Below are 17,676 nucleotides of genomic sequence, written 5' to 3'. Positions count from 1 at the left end.
GGGACCGCGGCTCAGACGAAGACCGCGAGGGACTTCGCCTTGCCGCCCTTGCTCTCGACGAGTCCGAGCAGCTGCCCGTCCGGCCCGTAGACCGCGACCGTCCGGCCGGCCGCGTACGCCTCCGGCATCTCGATCCGCACGCCGTTGGCCAGCAGCGAGGCCCGTCGTGCGTCCAGGTCCCAGCGCGGGAAGGCGGCCGCGGCCGCCTCGCCGATCGGCATGACGGTCAGCTCCTCCTGGAGCTGGTCCAGCGTCCGCGCCCGGTCGATCTTGTACGGGCCCACCCGGGTGCGCCGGAGCGCGGTGAGGTGCCCGCCGACGCCGAGGTCCCCGCCGAGGTCACGGGCGAGGGCGCGGATGTACGTACCGCTGGAGCAGACCACGGAGACCACCAGGTCGACGACCTTGGTGCCGTCCTCGGCCTCCGCCTGGCGCATGTCGTACACCTGGAACGATGAGACGGTGACCGGCCGGGCCGGGATCTCGAAGTCCTCGCCGTCGCGGGCCCGCTTGTAGGAGCGCACTCCCTTGATCTTGATGGCGCTGACCTTCGACGGGACCTGCATGATCTCGCCGGACAGCTTGGCGATGCCCGCGTCCACGGCTTCCCGGGTGACCCCGGCGGCGTCCACCGAGGAGGTGATCTCGCCTTCGGCGTCGTCCGTCAGGGTGTTCTGGCCCAGCCGGATCGTGCCGAGGTACTCCTTCTCCGTGAGCGCGAGGTGGCCGAGGAGCTTGGTGGCCTTCTCGACGCCCAGGACCAGCACGCCCGTGGCCATCGGGTCGAGGGTGCCGGCGTGGCCGACGCGTCGGGTCCTGGCGATCCCGCGCATCTTCGCGACCACGTCGTGCGAAGTGAAACCGGACGGCTTGTCGACGATGACAAGGCCGTCCGGAGTCTTCCCTGCTTCGGTGCTCATTCCGCGGCTGCGTCCTCGTCGGAGTCGTCGTCCTCGCCCGGCTTCTTGTACGGGTCGGCCTCGCCGGCGTACTTCGCGCCGGAGGAGACCTCGCGCACCTGGGCGTCGGAGGTACGCGCCTTCTCGAGGAGGTCCTCGATGGTCTTGGCGTTCTCCGGGAGGGCGTCCGCGACGAAGGTCAGGGTGGGCGTGAACTTGGTGCCCGCCGCCCGGCCGACCGCGGAGCGCAGTACGCCCTTGGCGCTCTCCAGGCCCGCTGCCGCGCTGGCCCGGTCCTCGTCGTCGCCGTAGACCGTGTAGAAGACCGTGGCCTCCCGCAGGTCGCCGGTGACCCGGGTGTCCGTGATGGTCACGTGCGTACCGAGGCGGGGGTCCTTGACACCGCGCTGCAGCTTCTCGGCCACCACCTCCCGGATGAGGTCCGCCAGCTTCTTCGCCCGCGCATTGTCGGCCACTGGTCCGTCTCCTTCTTTTTCCTTGCAGACAAGCAATCAGTCTTCATCACCGTGGAAGCGCCGTCGTACGGACAGCAGCTCCACTTCCGGACGTGCCGCGACCAGCCGCTCGCAGCGGTCCAGTACGTCCGAGAGGAACCCCGCGTCCCCACTCACCAGAGCGACCCCGAGTCGGGCCCTGCGGTGCAGGTCCTGGTCGCCCACTTCAGCCGCGCTCACGGAGAACTTGCGCTGGAGCTCGGCCACGATGGGCCGGACGACGGAGCGTTTCTCCTTCAGCGAGTGGACGTCGCCGAGGAGCAGATCGAAGGACAGAGTCCCCACGTACATGCAGTTCCGGATGTCCCGCCGGTGCGGGTTCGGTGGCCTGCCGGGCCCTCGCCCGGCAGGATCACCCCGCCGCCGTGCGGCCGGGTCACCAGAACCGTACACGCAACGGCCGGGGCCGATCGACGGATATTCCGCCGACCGGCCCCGGTGTTACGACACGGTGCGAACCGCCTCGCGCTTACGCGCGGGGCTTCTCGCGCATCTCGTACGTCGCGATGACGTCGTCGATCTTGATGTCGTTGAAGTTTCCGAGGTTGATACCGCCCTCGAAGCCTTCGCGGATCTCGGTGACGTCGTCCTTGAAGCGGCGCAGACCCGAGATGGTGAGGCTCTCGGCGATGACCTTGCCATCGCGCAGGAGCCGCGCCTTGGTGTTGCGCTTGACCTCGCCGGACCGGATGAGGACACCGGCGATGTTGCCCAGCTTCGACGAGCGGAAGACCTCGCGGACCTCCGCCGTACCGAGCTCGACCTCTTCGTACTCCGGCTTGAGGAGACCCTTGAGGGCCGCCTCGATCTCCTCGATGGCCTGGTAGATCACCGAGTAGTAGCGGACGTCGACACCCTCGCGCTCCGCCATCTGCGCGGCACGGCCGGCCGCACGGACGTTGTAGCCGATGACGATGGCGTCGGAGCCCATCGCCAGGTTGATGTCGGACTCGGTGACCGCACCCACACCGCGGTGCAGGATGCGGATGTCGACCTCTTCGCCGACGTCGAGCTGGAGCAGCGAGGACTCGAGGGCCTCCACCGCACCGGACGCGTCGCCCTTGATGATGAGGTTGAGTTCCTGGACGAGACCGGCCTTGAGGACCGAGTCGAGGTCTTCCAGGGACACCCGGCGGACGCGCTTGGCGAAGTTGGCGTTGCGCTCTCGCGCAGCACGCTTCTCGGCGATCTGACGGGCGGTGCGGTCCTCGTCGACGACGAGGAAGTTGTCGCCGGCGCCGGGGACGTTGGTGAGACCCAGGACCAGGACGGGGGTCGCGGGACCCGCTTCCTCGACGTTGTTGCCCTTGTCGTCGAGCATGGCGCGCACTCGGCCGTAGGCGTCGCCCACGACCATCGTGTCGCCGACGCGGAGGGTACCGCGCTGGACGAGGACGGTGGCGACGGCACCGCGGCCGCGGTCGAGGTGGGACTCGATCGCAATACCCTGAGCGTCCTGCTCCGGGTTGGCGCGCAGGTCGAGCGAGGCGTCGGCGGTGAGGACGACGGCCTCCAGCAGGGAGTCGATGTGCAGACCCTGCTTGGCGGAGATGTCGACGAACATCGTGTCGCCGCCGTACTCCTCGGCGACCAGACCGAACTCGGTGAGCTGACCGCGCACCTTGACCGGGTCGGCACCCTCGACGTCGATCTTGTTGACCGCGACGACGATCGGGACGCCGGCGGCCTGGGCGTGGTTGAGCGCCTCGATCGTCTGCGGCATGACGCCGTCGTTGGCCGCGACCACGAGGATCGCGATGTCGGTCGACTTGGCACCACGGGCACGCATGGCGGTGAACGCCTCGTGACCCGGGGTGTCGATGAAGGTGATCTTGCGCTCTTCACCGTTGACCTCGGTACCGACCTGGTACGCACCGATGTGCTGCGTGATGCCGCCGGCCTCGCCCGCAACGACGTTCGTCTTGCGGATGGCGTCGAGCAGTCGGGTCTTACCGTGGTCGACGTGACCCATGACGGTCACGACCGGCGGACGCGGCATGAGGAACTCCTCGCCGCCCTCGTCCTCGCCGAACTCGATGTCGAAGCCCTCGAGGAGCTCGCGGTCCTCTTCCTCCGGGCTGACGATCTGAACGACGTAGTTCATCTCGCCGGCCAGCATCTCGAGCGTCTCGTCGGAGACGGACTGCGTGGCAGTGACCATCTCGCCGAGGTTCATCATCACGGCGACGAGCGACGCCGGGTTGGCGTTGATCTTCTCCGCGAAGTCGGTGAGGGACGCACCGCGCGACAGGCGAACGGTCTCGCCGTGACCACGCGGCAGCATCACGCCGCCGACGGACGGGGCCTGCATGGCCTCGTACTCCTGGCGACGCTGGCGCTTGGACTTGCGACCACGACGCGCCGGACCGCCGGGACGGCCGAAGGCACCCTGCGTGCCACCACGGGCATTGGGACCACCGGGACGCCCGCCGAAGCCGGGACGACCGCCGCCACCGGCACCGGCCGGACCGCCGCCGAAGCCGCCGCCACCGGGACGGGGACCGCCGAAGCCGCCGCCGCCGCCGGGACGCGAGCCCGGACCGGCCGGACGGCCGGCGAAGCCGCCGCCACCGGGACGGGCGCCGCCGCCGGCGGGACGGCCTGCGCCGCCCGCACCGGGACCGCGGCCGCCGGGGCCGCCGCCGGGACGGGGACCGGGACCACCGGCAGCGGGACGCTGCGGCATCATGCCCGGGTTGGGGCGGTTTCCACCGGGAGCACCGCCGGGACGCGGGGCGCCGCCCTGCGGACGGGGCATGCCGCCCGGGGTGGGACGGCCCGCGCCCTGCGGACGCGGAGCGCCGCCGGGGCCGCCCTGCGGACGCGGAGCACCCTGGCCGCCGCCGGCGCCGGGGGCGCCGGGACGGGGAGCGCCGGCCGGACGGGGCGCCTGCGGGCGCGCCATGCCGGTGGAGCCACCAGAGGTGAAGGGGTTGTTGCCCGGACGGGGACCGGCCGGACGGGCGCCCTGGGGGCGCGGGGCCTGCGAGCCGGGGCCCGCGGGACGCTGCGACGGGGCACCGGGAGCGGTGCCGGCCGGACGCGGGGCGCCGGGACGGGCACCGGCCTGGCCACCCTGGCCCTGGGCCGGACGCTGCTGCGCCGGACGGGGGCCGGGGGCCGCGGCGGCGGGACGCTCGGTGCGCGCCGGGGCGGCCGGGGCCGCCGGAGGCGCGGAGAACTCGGTCACCACGGGAGCCGCCGGGGCGGGCTTCGGGGCGGCCGGGGCCTTCGGGCCGGGACGCGGGCCGGAGGCGGCCGGGGTCACCGGTGCGGACGCTGCGGGGGCCGGGGCCTCCGCGACGGCCGGCTTGGGGGCCGGGGCGCCGGGCTTGGGCGCTCCGGGACGTGCAACTGCACCCGGGGTCGGGGCCCCGGGCTTGGCGGATGCTGCCTTGCGGGGCGCACCCGGCTTCGCTGCGGACTTGCCGGCGTTGCCGCCGGGGCCCTGCAGCGCGTCGGTCAACTTGCGTACGACCGGCGCCTCGATGGTCGAGGACGCCGAACGGACGAACTCACCGAGTTCCTGGAGCTTGGCCATGACGACCTTGCTCTCAACTCCGAACTCCTTGGCGAGTTCATATACCCGGACCTTAGCCACTTCGCTCCTTTTAGGTCCGGGTTACGCCGGACCGTTGCTACTTCATGGGCGTACTCATCGCGTACTCATCGAGTGCTCATCGCAATCTCGACCTACTTCCAACTCGCGAGGTACCTGACCGCACGGGGTATCCGTGCCGTTCTACGTCTTACGGTGTCGCCTCGGCCTGAACGGTCACGGCCTTGCGCAGTTCCACCGTGTCGAGCACTCCGGCGGACCGGAGGGCCCGGGGGAACGCGCGGCGGCGGACCGCCTGGTCGAGGCAGACCACGGCGGGGTGCACGTAGGCACCCCGGCCGGGCAGCGTACCGCGTGGATCGGGGACGCATTCGTCCCCGACCGCCACGATGCGCAGCAGATCATTCTTGGCCGCTCGCTCCCGACACCCCACACAGGTGCGTTCGGGGCATGCGCGGGCTTGCGTCCGGCCAGACACGCCTAAGTCTACCTCCCCGCACCGACCTCACCTCTTCAGGTGAAAAATCGAACGGATGTTGTCGCGATCTGCTGTGTCCCGATCCGCCGTGGAAGCCGCCGGAACCCCCGCTGGGGGCCCCGGCGCACGGCGTCCGTGTCCCTGTCTACCGTTCGGGAAGCCCCGCCCGGTACCGGTTTATTCCCCGTCCGCGGCCCGGTCGGCGCCCGGGGGCACCTCGGTGTCGGGACGGATGTCGATGCGCCAGCCGGTGAGGCGGGCGGCGAGGCGGGCGTTCTGGCCCTCCTTGCCGATGGCCAGCGACAGCTGGTAGTCCGGCACGGTCACCCGGGCGGAGCGGGTGTCCCAGTCGACGACCTCGACCTCGCTCACCCGCGCGGGCGACAGCGCGTTCGCGACCATCTCTGCCGGGTCGTCCGACCAGTCGACGATGTCGATCTTCTCGCCGTGCAGCTCGGCCATCACGTTGCGCACGCGGCTGCCCATCGGGCCGATGCAGGCGCCCTTCGGGTTCAGGCCCGAGCGGGTGGACCGGACGGCGATCTTGGTGCGGTGACCGGCCTCACGGGCGATCGCCGAGATCTCGACGCTGCCGTCGGCGATCTCCGGGACCTCCAGCGAGAAGAGCTTCTTCACCAGGTTCGGGTGGGTCCGCGACAGGGTCACGGACGGACCGCGGACACCCTTGGCCACCCGCACGACGTACGCCTTGAGGCGCAGTCCGTGCGTGTACTCCTCGCCCGGAACCTGCTCCTGCACCGGCAGGATGGCCTCCAGCTTGCCGATGTCGACCAGGACGTTCTTGGGGTCCTTGCCCTGCTGCACGACGCCGGTGATGACGTCGCCCTCGCGGCCCGCGAACTCGCCGAAGGTCAGGTCGTCCTCGGCGTCGCGCAGACGCTGGAGGATCACCTGCTTGGCGGTCGTCGCGGCGATCCGGCCGAAGTCCGACGGGGTGTCGTCGAACTCCTTGGGCTCCTGGCCCTCTTCGAGGTCCCTCGGGTCCTCCGTCGCCCACACGACCACGTGACCGTTGGTGCGGTCCAGCTCGACGCGTGCGCGGCGGAAGCTCCCGTCGGTCCGGTGGTACGCGATGAGGAGCGCCGACTCGATCGCTTCGACGAGCAGGTCGAAGGAGATCTCCTTCTCCCGGACCAGACCCCGCAGGGCACTCATGTCGATGTCCACGACTACGCCTCCTCTTCCTTCTTGTCCTTGCGGTTGAACTCGATCTCGACACGCGCCTTGGCGATGTCGGTGAAAGCAATGCGGCGGGCGGTCGCCTTGCGGCCCTTCACGCCCGGTACTTCGAGGTCCAGCCCCTCGTCGTCCACGTCGAGGATGCGGGCGACCAGTTCTCCGGCACCCTTTTCACCTTCGCCGGACAGCTGAAACTTCACGAGGCGGCCGATCGCCCGAACGTAGTGGCGGTGCTCGGTGAGCGGGCGGTCCGCGCCCGGCGAGCTGACTTCGAGGACGTACTCGTCGTCGCCCATCGCGTCGGACTCGTCGAGCTGGTCGGAGATCTCACGGCTCAGCTCTGCGCACGCGTCCAGCTCCACGCCTTCGTCGGAGTCCACGATGATCCGCAGCATCCGGCGCTTGCCCGCCTTGGAGAGCTCGATGTCCTCGAGGTCCAGGCTCTTGGCGGCGACGAGCGGCTCCAGCAATGCGCGCAGCCTGTCGCTCTGGGTGGTGCTCATCCGGGTGACTCCTCGGCCGCGTGTGCTGTTGTGGTTTCCGTCGTGCGTCAGGTCAAAGGGTATCCGGTCGCGGAGGGTGTTGCCGTCCGCCCTGTGGACGGGGGCCCGGGTACCGTGATCACACCCTGCCCCGCCGCACCCCCGAGGACGCCGCCGTGCCCTGGACCCCGTCTTTGAGACCCTCGCGAAGAAGCGTGCTCGCCGGTGCGGCCGGTGCGGCCGGCTCCGTGCTGCTGTCCGGGTGTTCGGACGGCGGGCCGTCCGGCGGCGACATCGCGCTGCCACTCGAACGGCGGATGCGGGAAGCGGCCGTTCGTGACAGCGAGCGGCTGCTGGAACGTTACGACACCACGGCGGCCGCCCATCCGGCCCTGGCGCAGCGGCTCGCTCCGCTGCGCGCCGCCGTCGCGGAGCACGCGGCGGCCCTGTCCCCCGCTTCCGCCGGCTCCCCGTCCGCGTCCCCCTCCCCGTCCGGCGGCACGGGGGCGGCGGCGCCCTCCGCCGGCGGGGGCGGGCCGGTGCCCCCGCAGGCCGCCGACGCCCTGGCCGCCCTCGCGGACGCCGAGCGCGGGCTCTCCGAGTCCCGGACCATCGACCTGGCCGGGGCCCCCGGGGAGCTGGCCCGGATGCTGGCCTCGGTGGCGGCCTGCGGCGCCGTGCACGCGTACCTGCTGACCTCGACCCCGGGAGCCAAGGCGTGACCCCCGCACCCACCCCCGCCGGACGGCCCCTGGAGGCCGCGCAGGCGGCCCTCGCAGCCGAGCACGCGGCCGCGTACGGCTACGGCGTGATCGGCGCCCGTACCGCCCCCGAGCGGGCCAACGAGGCCCGGGAGGCGCACGGCGCCCACCTCGCCCGGCGCGACGCGCTCACCCGGACGGTGCGGGAACTGGGCGGATCGCCCCGGCCGTCGGAGGCGGCGTACACGCTGCCGTTCGCGGTGCGCACGCCCGGCGACGCCGAGCGGCTGGCCGCCGAGATCGAGGACCGGGTGGCCGGCGCGTACTCCGACCTGGTGCGCTCGGCGGAGGGCCCGCTGCGCCGCGAGGCGGCCGACGCGCTGAGCGCCGCGGCCCTGCGCGCGGCACGCTGGCGCGGTGTCGGCGTAGCCTTCCCTGGGCTGGCGGAACGCTCCGGACGAGCCCGGACCGGCTGAAAGGGACCACGCACGCATGGCTTTCGAACCGCCGCAGCGGCTTGTACGGGCGCTCGGCGAGATGCCGGAAACGGCTCAGGACGCGGGCTGGCTGGGGCAGTTGCCCGCACTCGCCGAGGGCGCGCTGTCCCGGCGCGGGCTGCAGGCCCAGCGGGTCCAGGCCCCGGGCGGCCGGAGCAGCCTGGTCGTCCTCGTCCGGTACGCCGACGGGACCCCGGCCGCCCTGAAGCTCGCACCCCCGCACGCCCGGTCCGACCGGGAGCTGACCGCGCTGGCGCACTGGGGCGGCTTCGGGGCCGTACGGGTGCTCGACACCCGCCACCACGACGAGGACGGGGCGCTCCTGCTGGAGCGCCTGCACCCGGAGGTGTCCCTGCGCTCCCTCCCTGACGCGAAGGCCCTCCTGGAGGCCTGCGGCACCCTGCGCAGGCTCTGGGTGGCGCCCCCGGCCGGACACGGTCTGGAGACGGTGGCGGAGCGCACGGAGCAGCAGTCGGCGGCGTTGCGCGCTGCGCCGCAGGAGGTACGGCCGCTGGCGGAGTCGGCCCTGGCGGTGCGCGCCGAGCTGACGGCGCTGCCCGGCGAGGAACTGCTGCTGCACGGGAACTTCCGGCAGGGCAAGGTGCTCGCGGGCGAGCGGGCGCCGTGGCTGGCGGTGGGCCCGGACCCGCTGGTGGGCGACCGGGCGTACGACCTGGCGCGGCTGGTGCGGGACCGGCTGGAGGACCAGATGGCCTCCTCGGCGGGGGCGGCGGGCGCCCGGCGGCGGGTCAACCGGCTGGCCGACTCGCTGGAGGTGGACCGCGACCGGCTGAGGGGCTGGACTCTGTTCCGGGCGGTCGAATCAGGGAACAGGGCGCTGGCCGCGGGCCGCCGCCGGGACGCGGAGCTGCTCCTGGAGTTCGCGGCCTGGTTGTAGGGCATACCGTACATACAGAGGTATGTCGGGCAGGGGGCTGCCATGGTCGAGGAACTGCTGACAGCGGTGATCGCCGCCGGTGCGGGCGTCGCGGTCTACGTGGGCTTCGCCGCCCGGGTGGTGAAGCAGTACGAGCGGGGGCTGGTCTTCCGCTTCGGTCGGCTCCGCGAGGAGATCCGGGGCCCCGGTTTCACCACGGTCGTCCCGGGCGTGGACCGCCTGCGCAAGGTCAACATGCAGATCGTGACGCTGCCGGTGCCGGCCCAGGAGGGCATCACCCGGGACAACGTCACGGTGCGGGTGGACGCCGTCGTCTACTTCAAGGTCGTCGATCCGGCCAGCGCCGTCGTGGCGGTGGAGGACTACCGCTTCGCCGTCTCGCAGATGGCGCAGACCTCGCTGCGGTCGATCATCGGCAAGTCGGACCTGGACGACCTGCTCTCCAACCGGGAGATGCTCAACCAGGGCCTGGAGCTGATGATCGACAGCCCGGCGGTGGGCTGGGGCGTGCAGATCGACCGGGTCGAGATCAAGGACGTGTCCCTGCCGGAGACGATGAAGCGGTCCATGGCCCGGCAGGCGGAGGCCGACCGCGAGCGCCGCGCCCGCGTGATCAACGCGGACGCGGAACTCCAGGCCTCGCACAAGCTGGCCGAGGCGGCGGAGGTCATGTCGGAGCAGCCCGCGGCGCTCCAGCTGCGGCTGCTCCAGACGGTGGTGGCGGTGGCCGCGGAGAAGAACTCCACGCTCGTCCTGCCGTTCCCGGTGGAACTGCTGCGCTTCCTGGAGCGCGCGGCTCCGCCTCCGGCGACGGTCCACGGCCACGGGGCCGCGGCCCCGTCCGCGGTGACGGGCCCGGGCCCCGAGGCGGCCTCACCGGAGACTGCCTTTCCCCAAGACCCGGCCCCGGCCGGCCCGGCCACCGAGGGCCCCGGGCCGGCCGCGGTCGAATCGGCTCCGGGCGAAGCCCCGCCGGCGGCGCTCGACCGGCCGGCGGGCGACGGCCTCTACCTGGACGCGCCGCCGGCGGACCCGGACCGGCCGCGCGGGTAGGCCGCTGCGCGGAGCCCGCCCCCTACCCGGCTTCCCCCGTTCCCCGGGCTCTGCCCGGACCCGTACCTGCAACGCCGGGGCTGACGTACCGGCCTCGCCGGCGTTCGAGGCGCGGGGTTGTCGGGGGCGGAGCCCCCGCAACGGCGCCGCACCCGGCTACCGCGTCAGGCGGGCGAGGGCCTCCGCCAGCGGGAGCTCCTCACGGGTGCCCGTGGCGCGGTTCTGGAGCTCGACCACGTCCTCGGCCGAGCGGCGGCCCGCCACCAGAATCCACGGGACGCCGATCAGCTCCGCGTCCGTGAGCTTGACGCCCGGCGACAGCCCGGGCCGGTCGTCCAGCAGGACGCGCCGGCCCGCTCGCGCCAGCGCGTCCGCCGCCCGCTCCGCCAGCGCCAGCGGCACGGCCTTGCCCGCCGCCACCACGTGCACGTCGGCGGGGGCGACCGCCGCCGGCCAGCGCAGTCCGCGCTCGTCCGCCGTCTGCTCGGCCAGCGCCGCCACCGCACGCGAGACCCCGATGCCGTACGAGCCCATGGTCACCCGGACCGGCTTGCCCTCGCGGCCGAGGACGTCGAGCCCGAAGGCGTCCGCGTACTTCCGGCCGAGCTGGAAGATGTGCCCGATCTCGATCGCCCGGTCGAGCCGCAGCCCGGTCCCGCAGGAGGGGCAGGGGTCGCCCGGCTCCACGACCACCACGTCCAGGTACCGGTCCACCTCGAAGTCGCGGCCGCAGACCACGTTCCGCGCGTGGGTGTCCACCCGGTTGGCGCCGGTGACCCAGGCCGTGCCGGGCGCCACCCGGGGGTCGGCCAGGTAGCGGACCTTGTCCAGGCCCTGCGGTCCGACGTAACCCCGTACGAGGTCGGGCCGGTCCGCGAAGTCCTCGGCGGTGACGAGTTCGACGACCGCGGGGGCCAGGTGTTCGCCGAGCTTGCCGAGGTCGACCTCCCGGTCCCCGGGGACGCCGACCGCCACGATCTCGCCGTCCACCTTGACCAGCAGGTTCTTCAGGGTCGCGGAGGCCGGGACGCCCAGGTGCGCGGCCAGGGTCTCGATGGTCGGGGTGTCGGGGGTGTCGACCTCCTCCGCCGCCGGGTGCTCCGCGGAGACGGGGGCCAGGGCGAAGGTGACGGCCTCGGTGTTGGCCGCGTAGTCACAGGCCGGACAGTCCGCGAAGGTGTCCTCGCCGGCCTCGGCCGGGGCGAGGAACTCCTCCGAGGCCGAACCGCCCATCGCCCCCGAGACGGCGGACACGATCCGGTGGTCCAGGCCGAGCCGCTCGAAGATGCGGACGTACGCCTGGCGGTGCAGGCGGTACGACTCCTCCAGCCCCTCGTCCGACACGTCGAAGGAGTACGAGTCCTTCATCTGGAACTCGCGCCCCCGCAGCACCCCGGACCGGGGCCGGGCCTCGTCGCGGTACTTGGTCTGGATCTGGTAGAGCGTGACCGGCAGGTCCTTGTACGAGGTGCACTGGTCCTTCACCAGCAGGGTGAAGATCTCCTCGTGGGTGGGGCCGAGCAGGTAGTCGGCGCCCTTGCGGTCCTTGAGCCGGAACAGCAGGTCGCCGTACTGCGACCAGCGCCCGCTGACCTCGTACGGCTCCCTGGGGAGCAGCGCCGGCAGCAGCACCTCCTGGGCCCCGATCGCGTCCATCTCCTCGCGGACGACGCGCGAGACGTTGTCCAGGACGCGCTTGCCGAGCGGCAGCCACGTCCACACGCCCGCCGAGCTGCGCCGGACGTAGCCGGCGCGGACCAGGAGCCGGTGGCTGAGGGTCTCGGCGTCCGCCGGGTCCTCGCGGAGGGTCTTGGCCATGAGGCGGGACATGCGCTGCACGTGTTGCGTAGACATGCGGGGAGGCTACCGGCGGCCGGGCCGCGGGCGGAAACGACTTCAGCGGCGCAGCAGGGGCAGCACGGCGCCCATGACGGCGTACGGGAGGCTCGCGCTCGGGAAGTGGACGCGGCGGGCGAGGTCGCTGTAGCCGAGGGCCCGGTACAGCCCCCGGGCCGGGCTGTCGGTGTCGATGGCGGAGAGGATCGAGCGCGGCTCGGCGGCGTCGTCGGTGAGGGCGGTGATCAGTGCGCGTCCCACGCCGTGGCCCTGGAAGCCGGGGTGGACGTGCAGCTCGGTGATCACGAAGGAGTCGTCAAGCCAGTGCTCGTGTCCGCCGGTCCGCAGGTGCGGCTCGACGATGGTGGACCACCAGTGCGAGCGGTCGTTGGGCATCCCGTACACGAAGCCGGTGAGCGCGCCGTCGTCGGTGAACGCCCCGAGCGCGCGGGCGCCGTGGCAGGCCATGTGGCGCTGCACGATGTAGCGCCGGATGCCGACCTCCTCCTCGCTGAGCCCGAACGCGACGGCCTGCACGCGCAGGGCCTCGTCCACCCGGGCGGCGAGGTCGAAGGGGCCGATGCGGAGTCCGGTAGGCAGCATGCGGCGACCTTACTTCGCGGTAGGGGCGTGCCGGTATGGCACGGGCGGTCCCGCCGCGGTGCCGGAGGCGGTCAGAACAGCACGCTCATGAAGGCGCCGACCTCGCGGAAGCCGACGCGGCGGTAGGACGCGCGCGCGGCGGTGTTGAAGTCGTTGACGTAGAGGCTGACCACGGGGGCCACGTCGCGCAGGGCGTAGGCGACGACGGCGGCCATGCCGGTCTCGGAGTGTCCGCGTCCGCGGAAGTCGGGGTCCACCCAGACGCCCTGGATCTGGCAGGCGCGGGGGGTGGCGGCGCCGATCTCCGCCTTGAAGACGACCTTGCCGTCCTCGACGCGGGCGAAGGAGCGGCCGCTGCCGACGAGCTCGGCGACCCTGGCCTGGTAGAGGAGGCCGCCGTCGCCGACCATGGGCGAGATGCCGACCTCCTCGGTGAACATGGCCACGCAGGCGGGCATGATCATGTCCATCTCGTCCTTGCGGACGCGGCGGACCAGCGGGTCGGCCGCGACCGTGGCGGACGGCTGTTCGATGGTCATGAGCGGCTGGTGGGAGCGGACGTCGCGGGCGGGCCCCCAGGCGGGCTCCAGGAGCCGCCAGAGCAGCCGGGTGGCCTCCGCGGGCCCGACGATGGAGGAGCAGCGGCGGCCGGTGCGGCGGGCCCGGTCGGCGAAGGCGCGTACGGCGTCCGGCTCCGCGCACACGGGGACCAGGTTGGCACCCGCGTAGCAGAGCGATCGGAGCTCGCCGTCGGCGTACCAGCCCCACATCTCGCCGCCCAGCCGCCAGGGATCGAGTCCGGCGACCTGGACCCGCGAGGTGACGAAGGCGTTCGCGACCGGCTCGCGCCCGAGGATCGCGAGCGCGGCGTCGAGATCACTGGGTTCGAGGACCCGGGTGGAGGTCTGGGTCAACACTGGGGCCTCACCATGCAAGTCTGCTGATCTCCGCACTGTACCCGGCACCGGTGGAGGATGCCGCGCGCCAGCGGTCGCGAAAAAGCCCCGGCCCCGCCCCCGAGCTGCGGGAACGGGGCCGGGGCGGTGTCCGGGGCCTCACACGCCGATGGCCACCGTGGGCTCGCCGGAGGTGATGCCGTCCTTCTCCATCTGCTCGGCGATCTTCATCGCCTCTTCGATGAGGGTCTCGACGATCTTCGATTCGGGGACGGTCTTGATGACCTCGCCCTTCACGAAGATCTGGCCCTTGCCGTTGCCGGAGGCGACGCCCAGGTCGGCCTCGCGGGCCTCGCCGGGGCCGTTCACGACGCAGCCCATGACGGCGACGCGCAGCGGGACCTCCATGCCCTCCAGGCCCGCCGTGACCTCCTCGGCCAGCTTGTACACGTCCACCTGGGCGCGGCCGCAGGAGGGGCAGGAGACGATCTCCAGGCGGCGCGGCTTGAGGTTCAGCGACTCCAGGATCTGGATGCCGACCTTGATCTCCTCGACCGGCGGGGCCGAGAGGGAGACGCGGATGGTGTCGCCGATGCCCTCGGAGAGCAGCGCGCCGAAGGCGACGGCGGACTTGATGGTGCCCTGGAAGGCGGGACCCGCCTCGGTCACGCCGAGGTGCAGCGGGTAGTCGCAGGCGGCGGCGAGCTGGCGGTAGGCGTTGACCATGACGACCGGGTCGTTGTGCTTGACCGAGATCTTGATGTCGCTGAAGCCGTGCTCCTCGAAGAGGGAGGCCTCCCACAGCGCGGACTCGACCAGTGCCTCCGGGGTGGCCTTGCCGTACTTCTTCAGCAGCCGGGCGTCGAGGGAGCCGGCGTTGACGCCGATGCGGATCGGGGTGCCCGCGTCCTTGGCGGCCCGCGCGATCTCCTTGACCTTGTCGTCGAACTGCTTGATGTTGCCCGGGTTGACGCGGACCGCGGCGCAGCCGGCGTCGATCGCGGCGAACACGTACTTGGGCTGGAAGTGGATGTCGGCGATGACCGGGATCTGCGACTTCTTCGCGATGACGGCGAGGGCGTCGGCGTCGTCCTGGGTGGGGCAGGCCACGCGGACGATGTTGCAGCCGGCGGCGGTGAGCTCGGCGATCTGCTGGAGCGTGGCACCGATGTCGGACGTGCGGGTGGTGGTCATCGACTGCACCGAGATCTGTGCGTCGCCTCCGACGGCCACGGAACCGACCTGGATCTTGCGGCTGACCCTGCGGTCGGCAAGCTTCGTCGGCACGGCCGGCATTCCGAGAGAGATGGCAGTCATCTGCTGTGCAACCCCAAGGTGTGGATCAAGGTCCCGAGATCGGCGGGCTCCAGCCTTCGAGATTACGCCAACCCGCGCGTGCCCCGCGCATCCGAGGGGGTGCGCCACCCGAACGTAGGGAGCCGGGCACGATGCGTGCCCGGCTCCGGTGCGCGTGGTGTACGTCCGCCGCCGCGGCTAAGTGATCTTGATCGGGTTGACCACGTCGGCGACCATCACCAGCAGCGTGAAGCAGATGAAGACGCCGGCCACCACGTAGGCGACGGGCATCAGCTTCGCCACGTCGAACGGGCCCGGGTCGGGGCGCCGGAACAACCGCGCCAGACCGCGCCGGAGCGACTCCCACAGGGCCCCGGCGATGTGCCCGCCGTCCAGCGGCAGCAGCGGGAGCATGTTGAAGAGGAACAGCGAGAGGTTGAAGCCCGCCAGCAGGTTGAGGAAGATCACCAGGATGTGCGTGGCCGGCAGGTCGAGGTTGAAGATCTCCCCGCTGACCCGCGCGGCTCCGACGACGCCCATGGGGCTGTCCTGGGCGCGGTCGGCGCCGTTGAAGGCCGCGTTCCACAGGTCCGGGACCTTGGACGGCAGCTGCACCAGCGAGGCGACGCCGGCCTGCATCATCTCGCCCATGTGCTCGGCGGACTGGCCGAAGGTCTGGGGGACGTAGCCGGAGGCGGGGGCGAAGCCCAGGAAGCCGGCGGTGACGTACTGGTCCTTGACGTACCTGCCGCTGCCGTCGGTCTTGGCGACCTTGTTCTCGATCAGGTTCGCCTGCAGGTCGATCCGCTGGCCGGCCCGCACGACGGTGATCGTGGCGGGGCCGACGGTGGCGCGGATGTCCTTCTGGAGGGCGGACCAGTCCTCGGCCTCGCGGCCGTTGAAGGCGACGATCCTGTCCCCGGCCCGGAGGCCGGCCGCCTTGGCCGGGGCGGCCGGGTCTCCCGCGGCGCAGGTGTCGCGCTTCTCGCTCTGCTGGATGACGCAGTCCGACACCGAGGCGACGGAGGTGGTCTGGGTGTTGAGCCCGAAGGTCATCAGCGTGGTGAGGAAGATCGCCACGGCCAGGATCAGGTTCATGAAGGGTCCGGCGAACATCACGATCACGCGCTTCCACGGCTTGCGCGTGTAGAAGAGCCGCTGCTCGTCGCCGGGCCGGAGCTCCTCGTACGCCGCCGAGCGCGCGTCCTCGATCATCGAGCGGAACGGCGAGGTCGAGCGCGCCGTCACCTTGCCGTCCCCGCCGGGCGGGAACATCCCGATCATGCGGATGTAGCCGCCCATCGGGATGGCCTTGATCCCGTACTCGGTCTCGCCCCGGTGCCGGGACCAGACGGTCGGGCCGAAGCCGACCATGTACTGCGGCACCCGGATGCCGAACAGCTTCGCCGTCGACAGGTGTCCCAGCTCGTGCCACGCGATGGAGACCAGCAGGCCGAACGCGAAGATCGCGACCCCGAGCACCGTCATCAGAACCGTCATGCGCTCGCCTCCACGGCGGCACGAGCCGCCATCTCCCGCGCCCGGGCCCTCGCCCAGGCCTCCGCCTCGAGGACGTCCCGGACGGTCAGGGAGGTTCCCGACTCCGGCGTCCCGTGCTCATCGACCACGGCAGAGACGGTATCCATGATTGCCGTGAACGGCAGCCGTCCGGCCAGGAACGCCTCGACGCACTCCTCGTTGGCGGCGTTGAACACGGCCGGGGCGGTGCCTCCGAGGCCGCCGACGTGCCGGGCCAGGCCCACGGCCGGGAAGGCCTCCGTGTCGAGCGGGAAGAACTCCCAGCTCGACGCCTTGGTCCAGTCGAAGGCGGGGGCGGCGTCCGGGACGCGCTGGGGCCAGCCCAGACCGATCGCGATGGGGCCGCGCATGTCCGGCGGGGTGGCCTGGGCCAGCGTGGAGCCGTCCGTGAACTCCACCATCGAGTGGACGTAGGACTGCGGATGGACCACGACCTCGATGCGCTCGAAGGGGATGTCGTAGAGCAGGTGCGCCTCGATGACCTCCAGCCCCTTGTTGACCAGGGTCGCGGAGTTGACGGTGATCACCGGGCCCATCGCCCAGGTGGGGTGGGCCAGTGCGTCCTCGACCGTGACGCCGGCCAGCTCCTCGCGGGTGCGGCCGCGGAAGGGCCCGCCGGAGGCGGTGACGACGAGCTTGCGCACGTCGGCCCGGGTCCCGGCGGCCAGCGCCTGGAAGAGCGCCGCGTGTTCGGAGTCGACGGGGATGATCTGGCCGGGCTTCGCGAGGGCCTTGACCAGGGGGCCGCCGACGATGAGCGATTCCTTGTTGGCCAGGGCCAGGGTCCGGCCCGCCCGCAGGGCCGCGAGGGTGGGCGCGAGGCCGATGGAACCGGTGATGCCGTTGAGCACGGTGTGGCACTCGGAGGCGGCGAGCTCGGCGGCCGCGTCGGGTCCGGCCAGGATCTCGGGCAGCGGTTCGCAGGCGCCGTACTGGGCGCTCAGCGCCTCTTTCAGGGCCGGTACGACGTCCTCGCGGGCCACCGCCACCGCCGTGACCCGCAGCAGCCGGGCCTGCTCGGCCAGCAGCCCCACCCGCCCGCCGGCGGCGGAGAGGGCGGTCACGCGGAACCGGTCCGGGTTGCGCAGGGCCAGGTCGATGGCCTGGGTGCCGATCGATCCGGTCGAGCCGAGGATGACGGTGTCCCGGCGGCCGGCCGCGGGGTCGAAGAGGAGGTGCGGATCGGCGAGGGGGGCTGGGCGGTCGCTCATGCCCCCATTGTTG

The 17,676-nt window shown here is 72.3% G+C and carries 17 protein-coding genes; 4 read left to right on the top strand and 13 right to left on the bottom strand.

Annotated features, from left to right (window positions below; all coding sequences use genetic code 11):
- Positions 1-11: 11 nt before the first annotated feature.
- From truB to rimP, 7 genes are all read right to left on the bottom strand, one after another.
- Entirely contained in the window at positions 12-920 is a 909-nt protein-coding gene (gene truB, locus ACFWU6_RS06350) for a tRNA pseudouridine(55) synthase TruB (protein ID WP_383978860.1), read from the bottom strand.
- On the bottom strand, positions 917-1,375 hold the full coding sequence (gene rbfA, locus ACFWU6_RS06345; protein WP_383801011.1) for a 30S ribosome-binding factor RbfA: 459 nt from the start codon (positions 1,373-1,375) through the stop codon (positions 917-919). Before rbfA ends, truB begins: the two co-directional genes overlap by 4 nt.
- A 36-nt stretch (positions 1,376-1,411) precedes the next feature.
- On the bottom strand, positions 1,412-1,705 hold the full coding sequence (locus ACFWU6_RS06340; protein ID WP_267717480.1) for a DUF503 domain-containing protein: 294 nt from the start codon (positions 1,703-1,705) through the stop codon (positions 1,412-1,414).
- 178 nt (positions 1,706-1,883) lie between these two features.
- Complete coding sequence (gene infB, locus ACFWU6_RS06335) at positions 1,884-5,015, bottom strand: translation initiation factor IF-2 (RefSeq protein ID WP_383801008.1); 3,132 nt, start codon at positions 5,013-5,015, stop codon at positions 1,884-1,886.
- 148 nt (positions 5,016-5,163) lie between these two features.
- On the bottom strand, positions 5,164-5,451 hold the full coding sequence (locus tag ACFWU6_RS06330) for a YlxR family protein (protein ID WP_383801005.1): 288 nt from the start codon (positions 5,449-5,451) through the stop codon (positions 5,164-5,166).
- Positions 5,452-5,628: 177 nt separating this feature from the next.
- Positions 5,629-6,639, bottom strand: a complete 1,011-nt coding sequence (nusA, locus tag ACFWU6_RS06325) for a transcription termination factor NusA (RefSeq protein ID WP_383801003.1) — start codon at positions 6,637-6,639, stop codon at positions 5,629-5,631.
- Between the two features lie 2 nt (positions 6,640-6,641).
- Positions 6,642-7,154, bottom strand: coding sequence for a ribosome maturation factor RimP (rimP, locus tag ACFWU6_RS06320; RefSeq protein ID WP_383978857.1), 513 nt, complete (start codon positions 7,152-7,154; stop codon positions 6,642-6,644).
- Positions 7,155-7,348: 194 nt separating this feature from the next.
- On the opposite strand from rimP, the gene ACFWU6_RS06315 reads away from it, so the two are divergent.
- Genes ACFWU6_RS06315 through ACFWU6_RS06300 form a run of 4 tightly spaced genes read left to right on the top strand, consistent with a single transcriptional unit; the run spans position 7,349 to position 10,282 of the window.
- The gene (locus ACFWU6_RS06315) at positions 7,349-7,855 is read left to right on the top strand and encodes a hypothetical protein (RefSeq protein ID WP_383800997.1); all 507 of its coding nucleotides are present in this window, start codon (positions 7,349-7,351) and stop codon (positions 7,853-7,855) included.
- Positions 7,852-8,310, top strand: a complete 459-nt coding sequence (locus tag ACFWU6_RS06310) for a ferritin-like domain-containing protein (protein ID WP_383978854.1) — start codon at positions 7,852-7,854, stop codon at positions 8,308-8,310. The genes ACFWU6_RS06315 and ACFWU6_RS06310 overlap by 4 nt, the downstream gene beginning before the upstream one ends.
- A 16-nt stretch (positions 8,311-8,326) precedes the next feature.
- Entirely contained in the window at positions 8,327-9,229 is a 903-nt protein-coding gene (locus ACFWU6_RS06305) for an aminoglycoside phosphotransferase family protein (RefSeq protein WP_383978851.1), read from the top strand.
- A 42-nt stretch (positions 9,230-9,271) separates the two neighbouring features.
- Positions 9,272-10,282 (top strand): SPFH domain-containing protein, encoded by a 1,011-nt coding sequence (locus ACFWU6_RS06300; RefSeq protein ID WP_383978848.1) that lies wholly within the window; start codon positions 9,272-9,274, stop codon positions 10,280-10,282.
- Positions 10,283-10,438: 156 nt separating this feature from the next.
- On the opposite strand, the gene ACFWU6_RS06295 is transcribed toward ACFWU6_RS06300, so the two are convergent.
- The 6 genes from ACFWU6_RS06295 to dxr all read right to left on the bottom strand — a co-directional run bounded on the left by ACFWU6_RS06295 (position 10,439) and on the right by dxr (position 17,663).
- A complete protein-coding gene (locus ACFWU6_RS06295) occupies positions 10,439-12,136 on the bottom strand; it encodes a proline--tRNA ligase (RefSeq protein ID WP_383978845.1) in 1,698 nt (565 codons plus the stop codon).
- A gap of 42 nt (positions 12,137-12,178) precedes the next feature.
- A complete protein-coding gene (locus ACFWU6_RS06290) occupies positions 12,179-12,721 on the bottom strand; it encodes a GNAT family N-acetyltransferase (RefSeq protein ID WP_383800984.1) in 543 nt (180 codons plus the stop codon).
- 71 nt (positions 12,722-12,792) lie between these two features.
- Positions 12,793-13,638 carry a GNAT family N-acetyltransferase gene (locus ACFWU6_RS06285; RefSeq protein WP_383800981.1) on the bottom strand — a complete coding sequence of 282 codons (846 nt, stop codon included), beginning with the start codon at positions 13,636-13,638 and terminating at the stop codon, positions 12,793-12,795.
- A 138-nt stretch (positions 13,639-13,776) separates the two neighbouring features.
- Positions 13,777-14,934 (bottom strand): flavodoxin-dependent (E)-4-hydroxy-3-methylbut-2-enyl-diphosphate synthase, encoded by a 1,158-nt coding sequence (ispG, locus tag ACFWU6_RS06280; RefSeq protein WP_383800978.1) that lies wholly within the window; start codon positions 14,932-14,934, stop codon positions 13,777-13,779.
- A gap of 177 nt (positions 14,935-15,111) precedes the next feature.
- Positions 15,112-16,413 carry a M50 family metallopeptidase gene (locus ACFWU6_RS06275; RefSeq protein ID WP_383800975.1) on the bottom strand — a complete coding sequence of 434 codons (1,302 nt, stop codon included), beginning with the start codon at positions 16,411-16,413 and terminating at the stop codon, positions 15,112-15,114.
- Positions 16,410-17,663: a 1-deoxy-D-xylulose-5-phosphate reductoisomerase gene (dxr, locus tag ACFWU6_RS06270; RefSeq protein ID WP_383800972.1), complete on the bottom strand. Its 1,254-nt coding sequence runs from the start codon at positions 17,661-17,663 to the stop codon at positions 16,410-16,412. Before dxr ends, ACFWU6_RS06275 begins: the two co-directional genes overlap by 4 nt.
- Between the last annotated feature and the right edge of the window lie 13 nt (positions 17,664-17,676).

Source organism: Streptomyces sp. NPDC058674 (genome assembly GCF_042716505.1).
Taxonomy (GTDB): Bacteria; Actinomycetota; Actinomycetes; order Streptomycetales; family Streptomycetaceae; genus Streptomyces.
The sequence above is the reverse complement of the archived record's forward strand: the minus strand, read 5'-3'. Positions and strand labels throughout refer to the sequence as shown.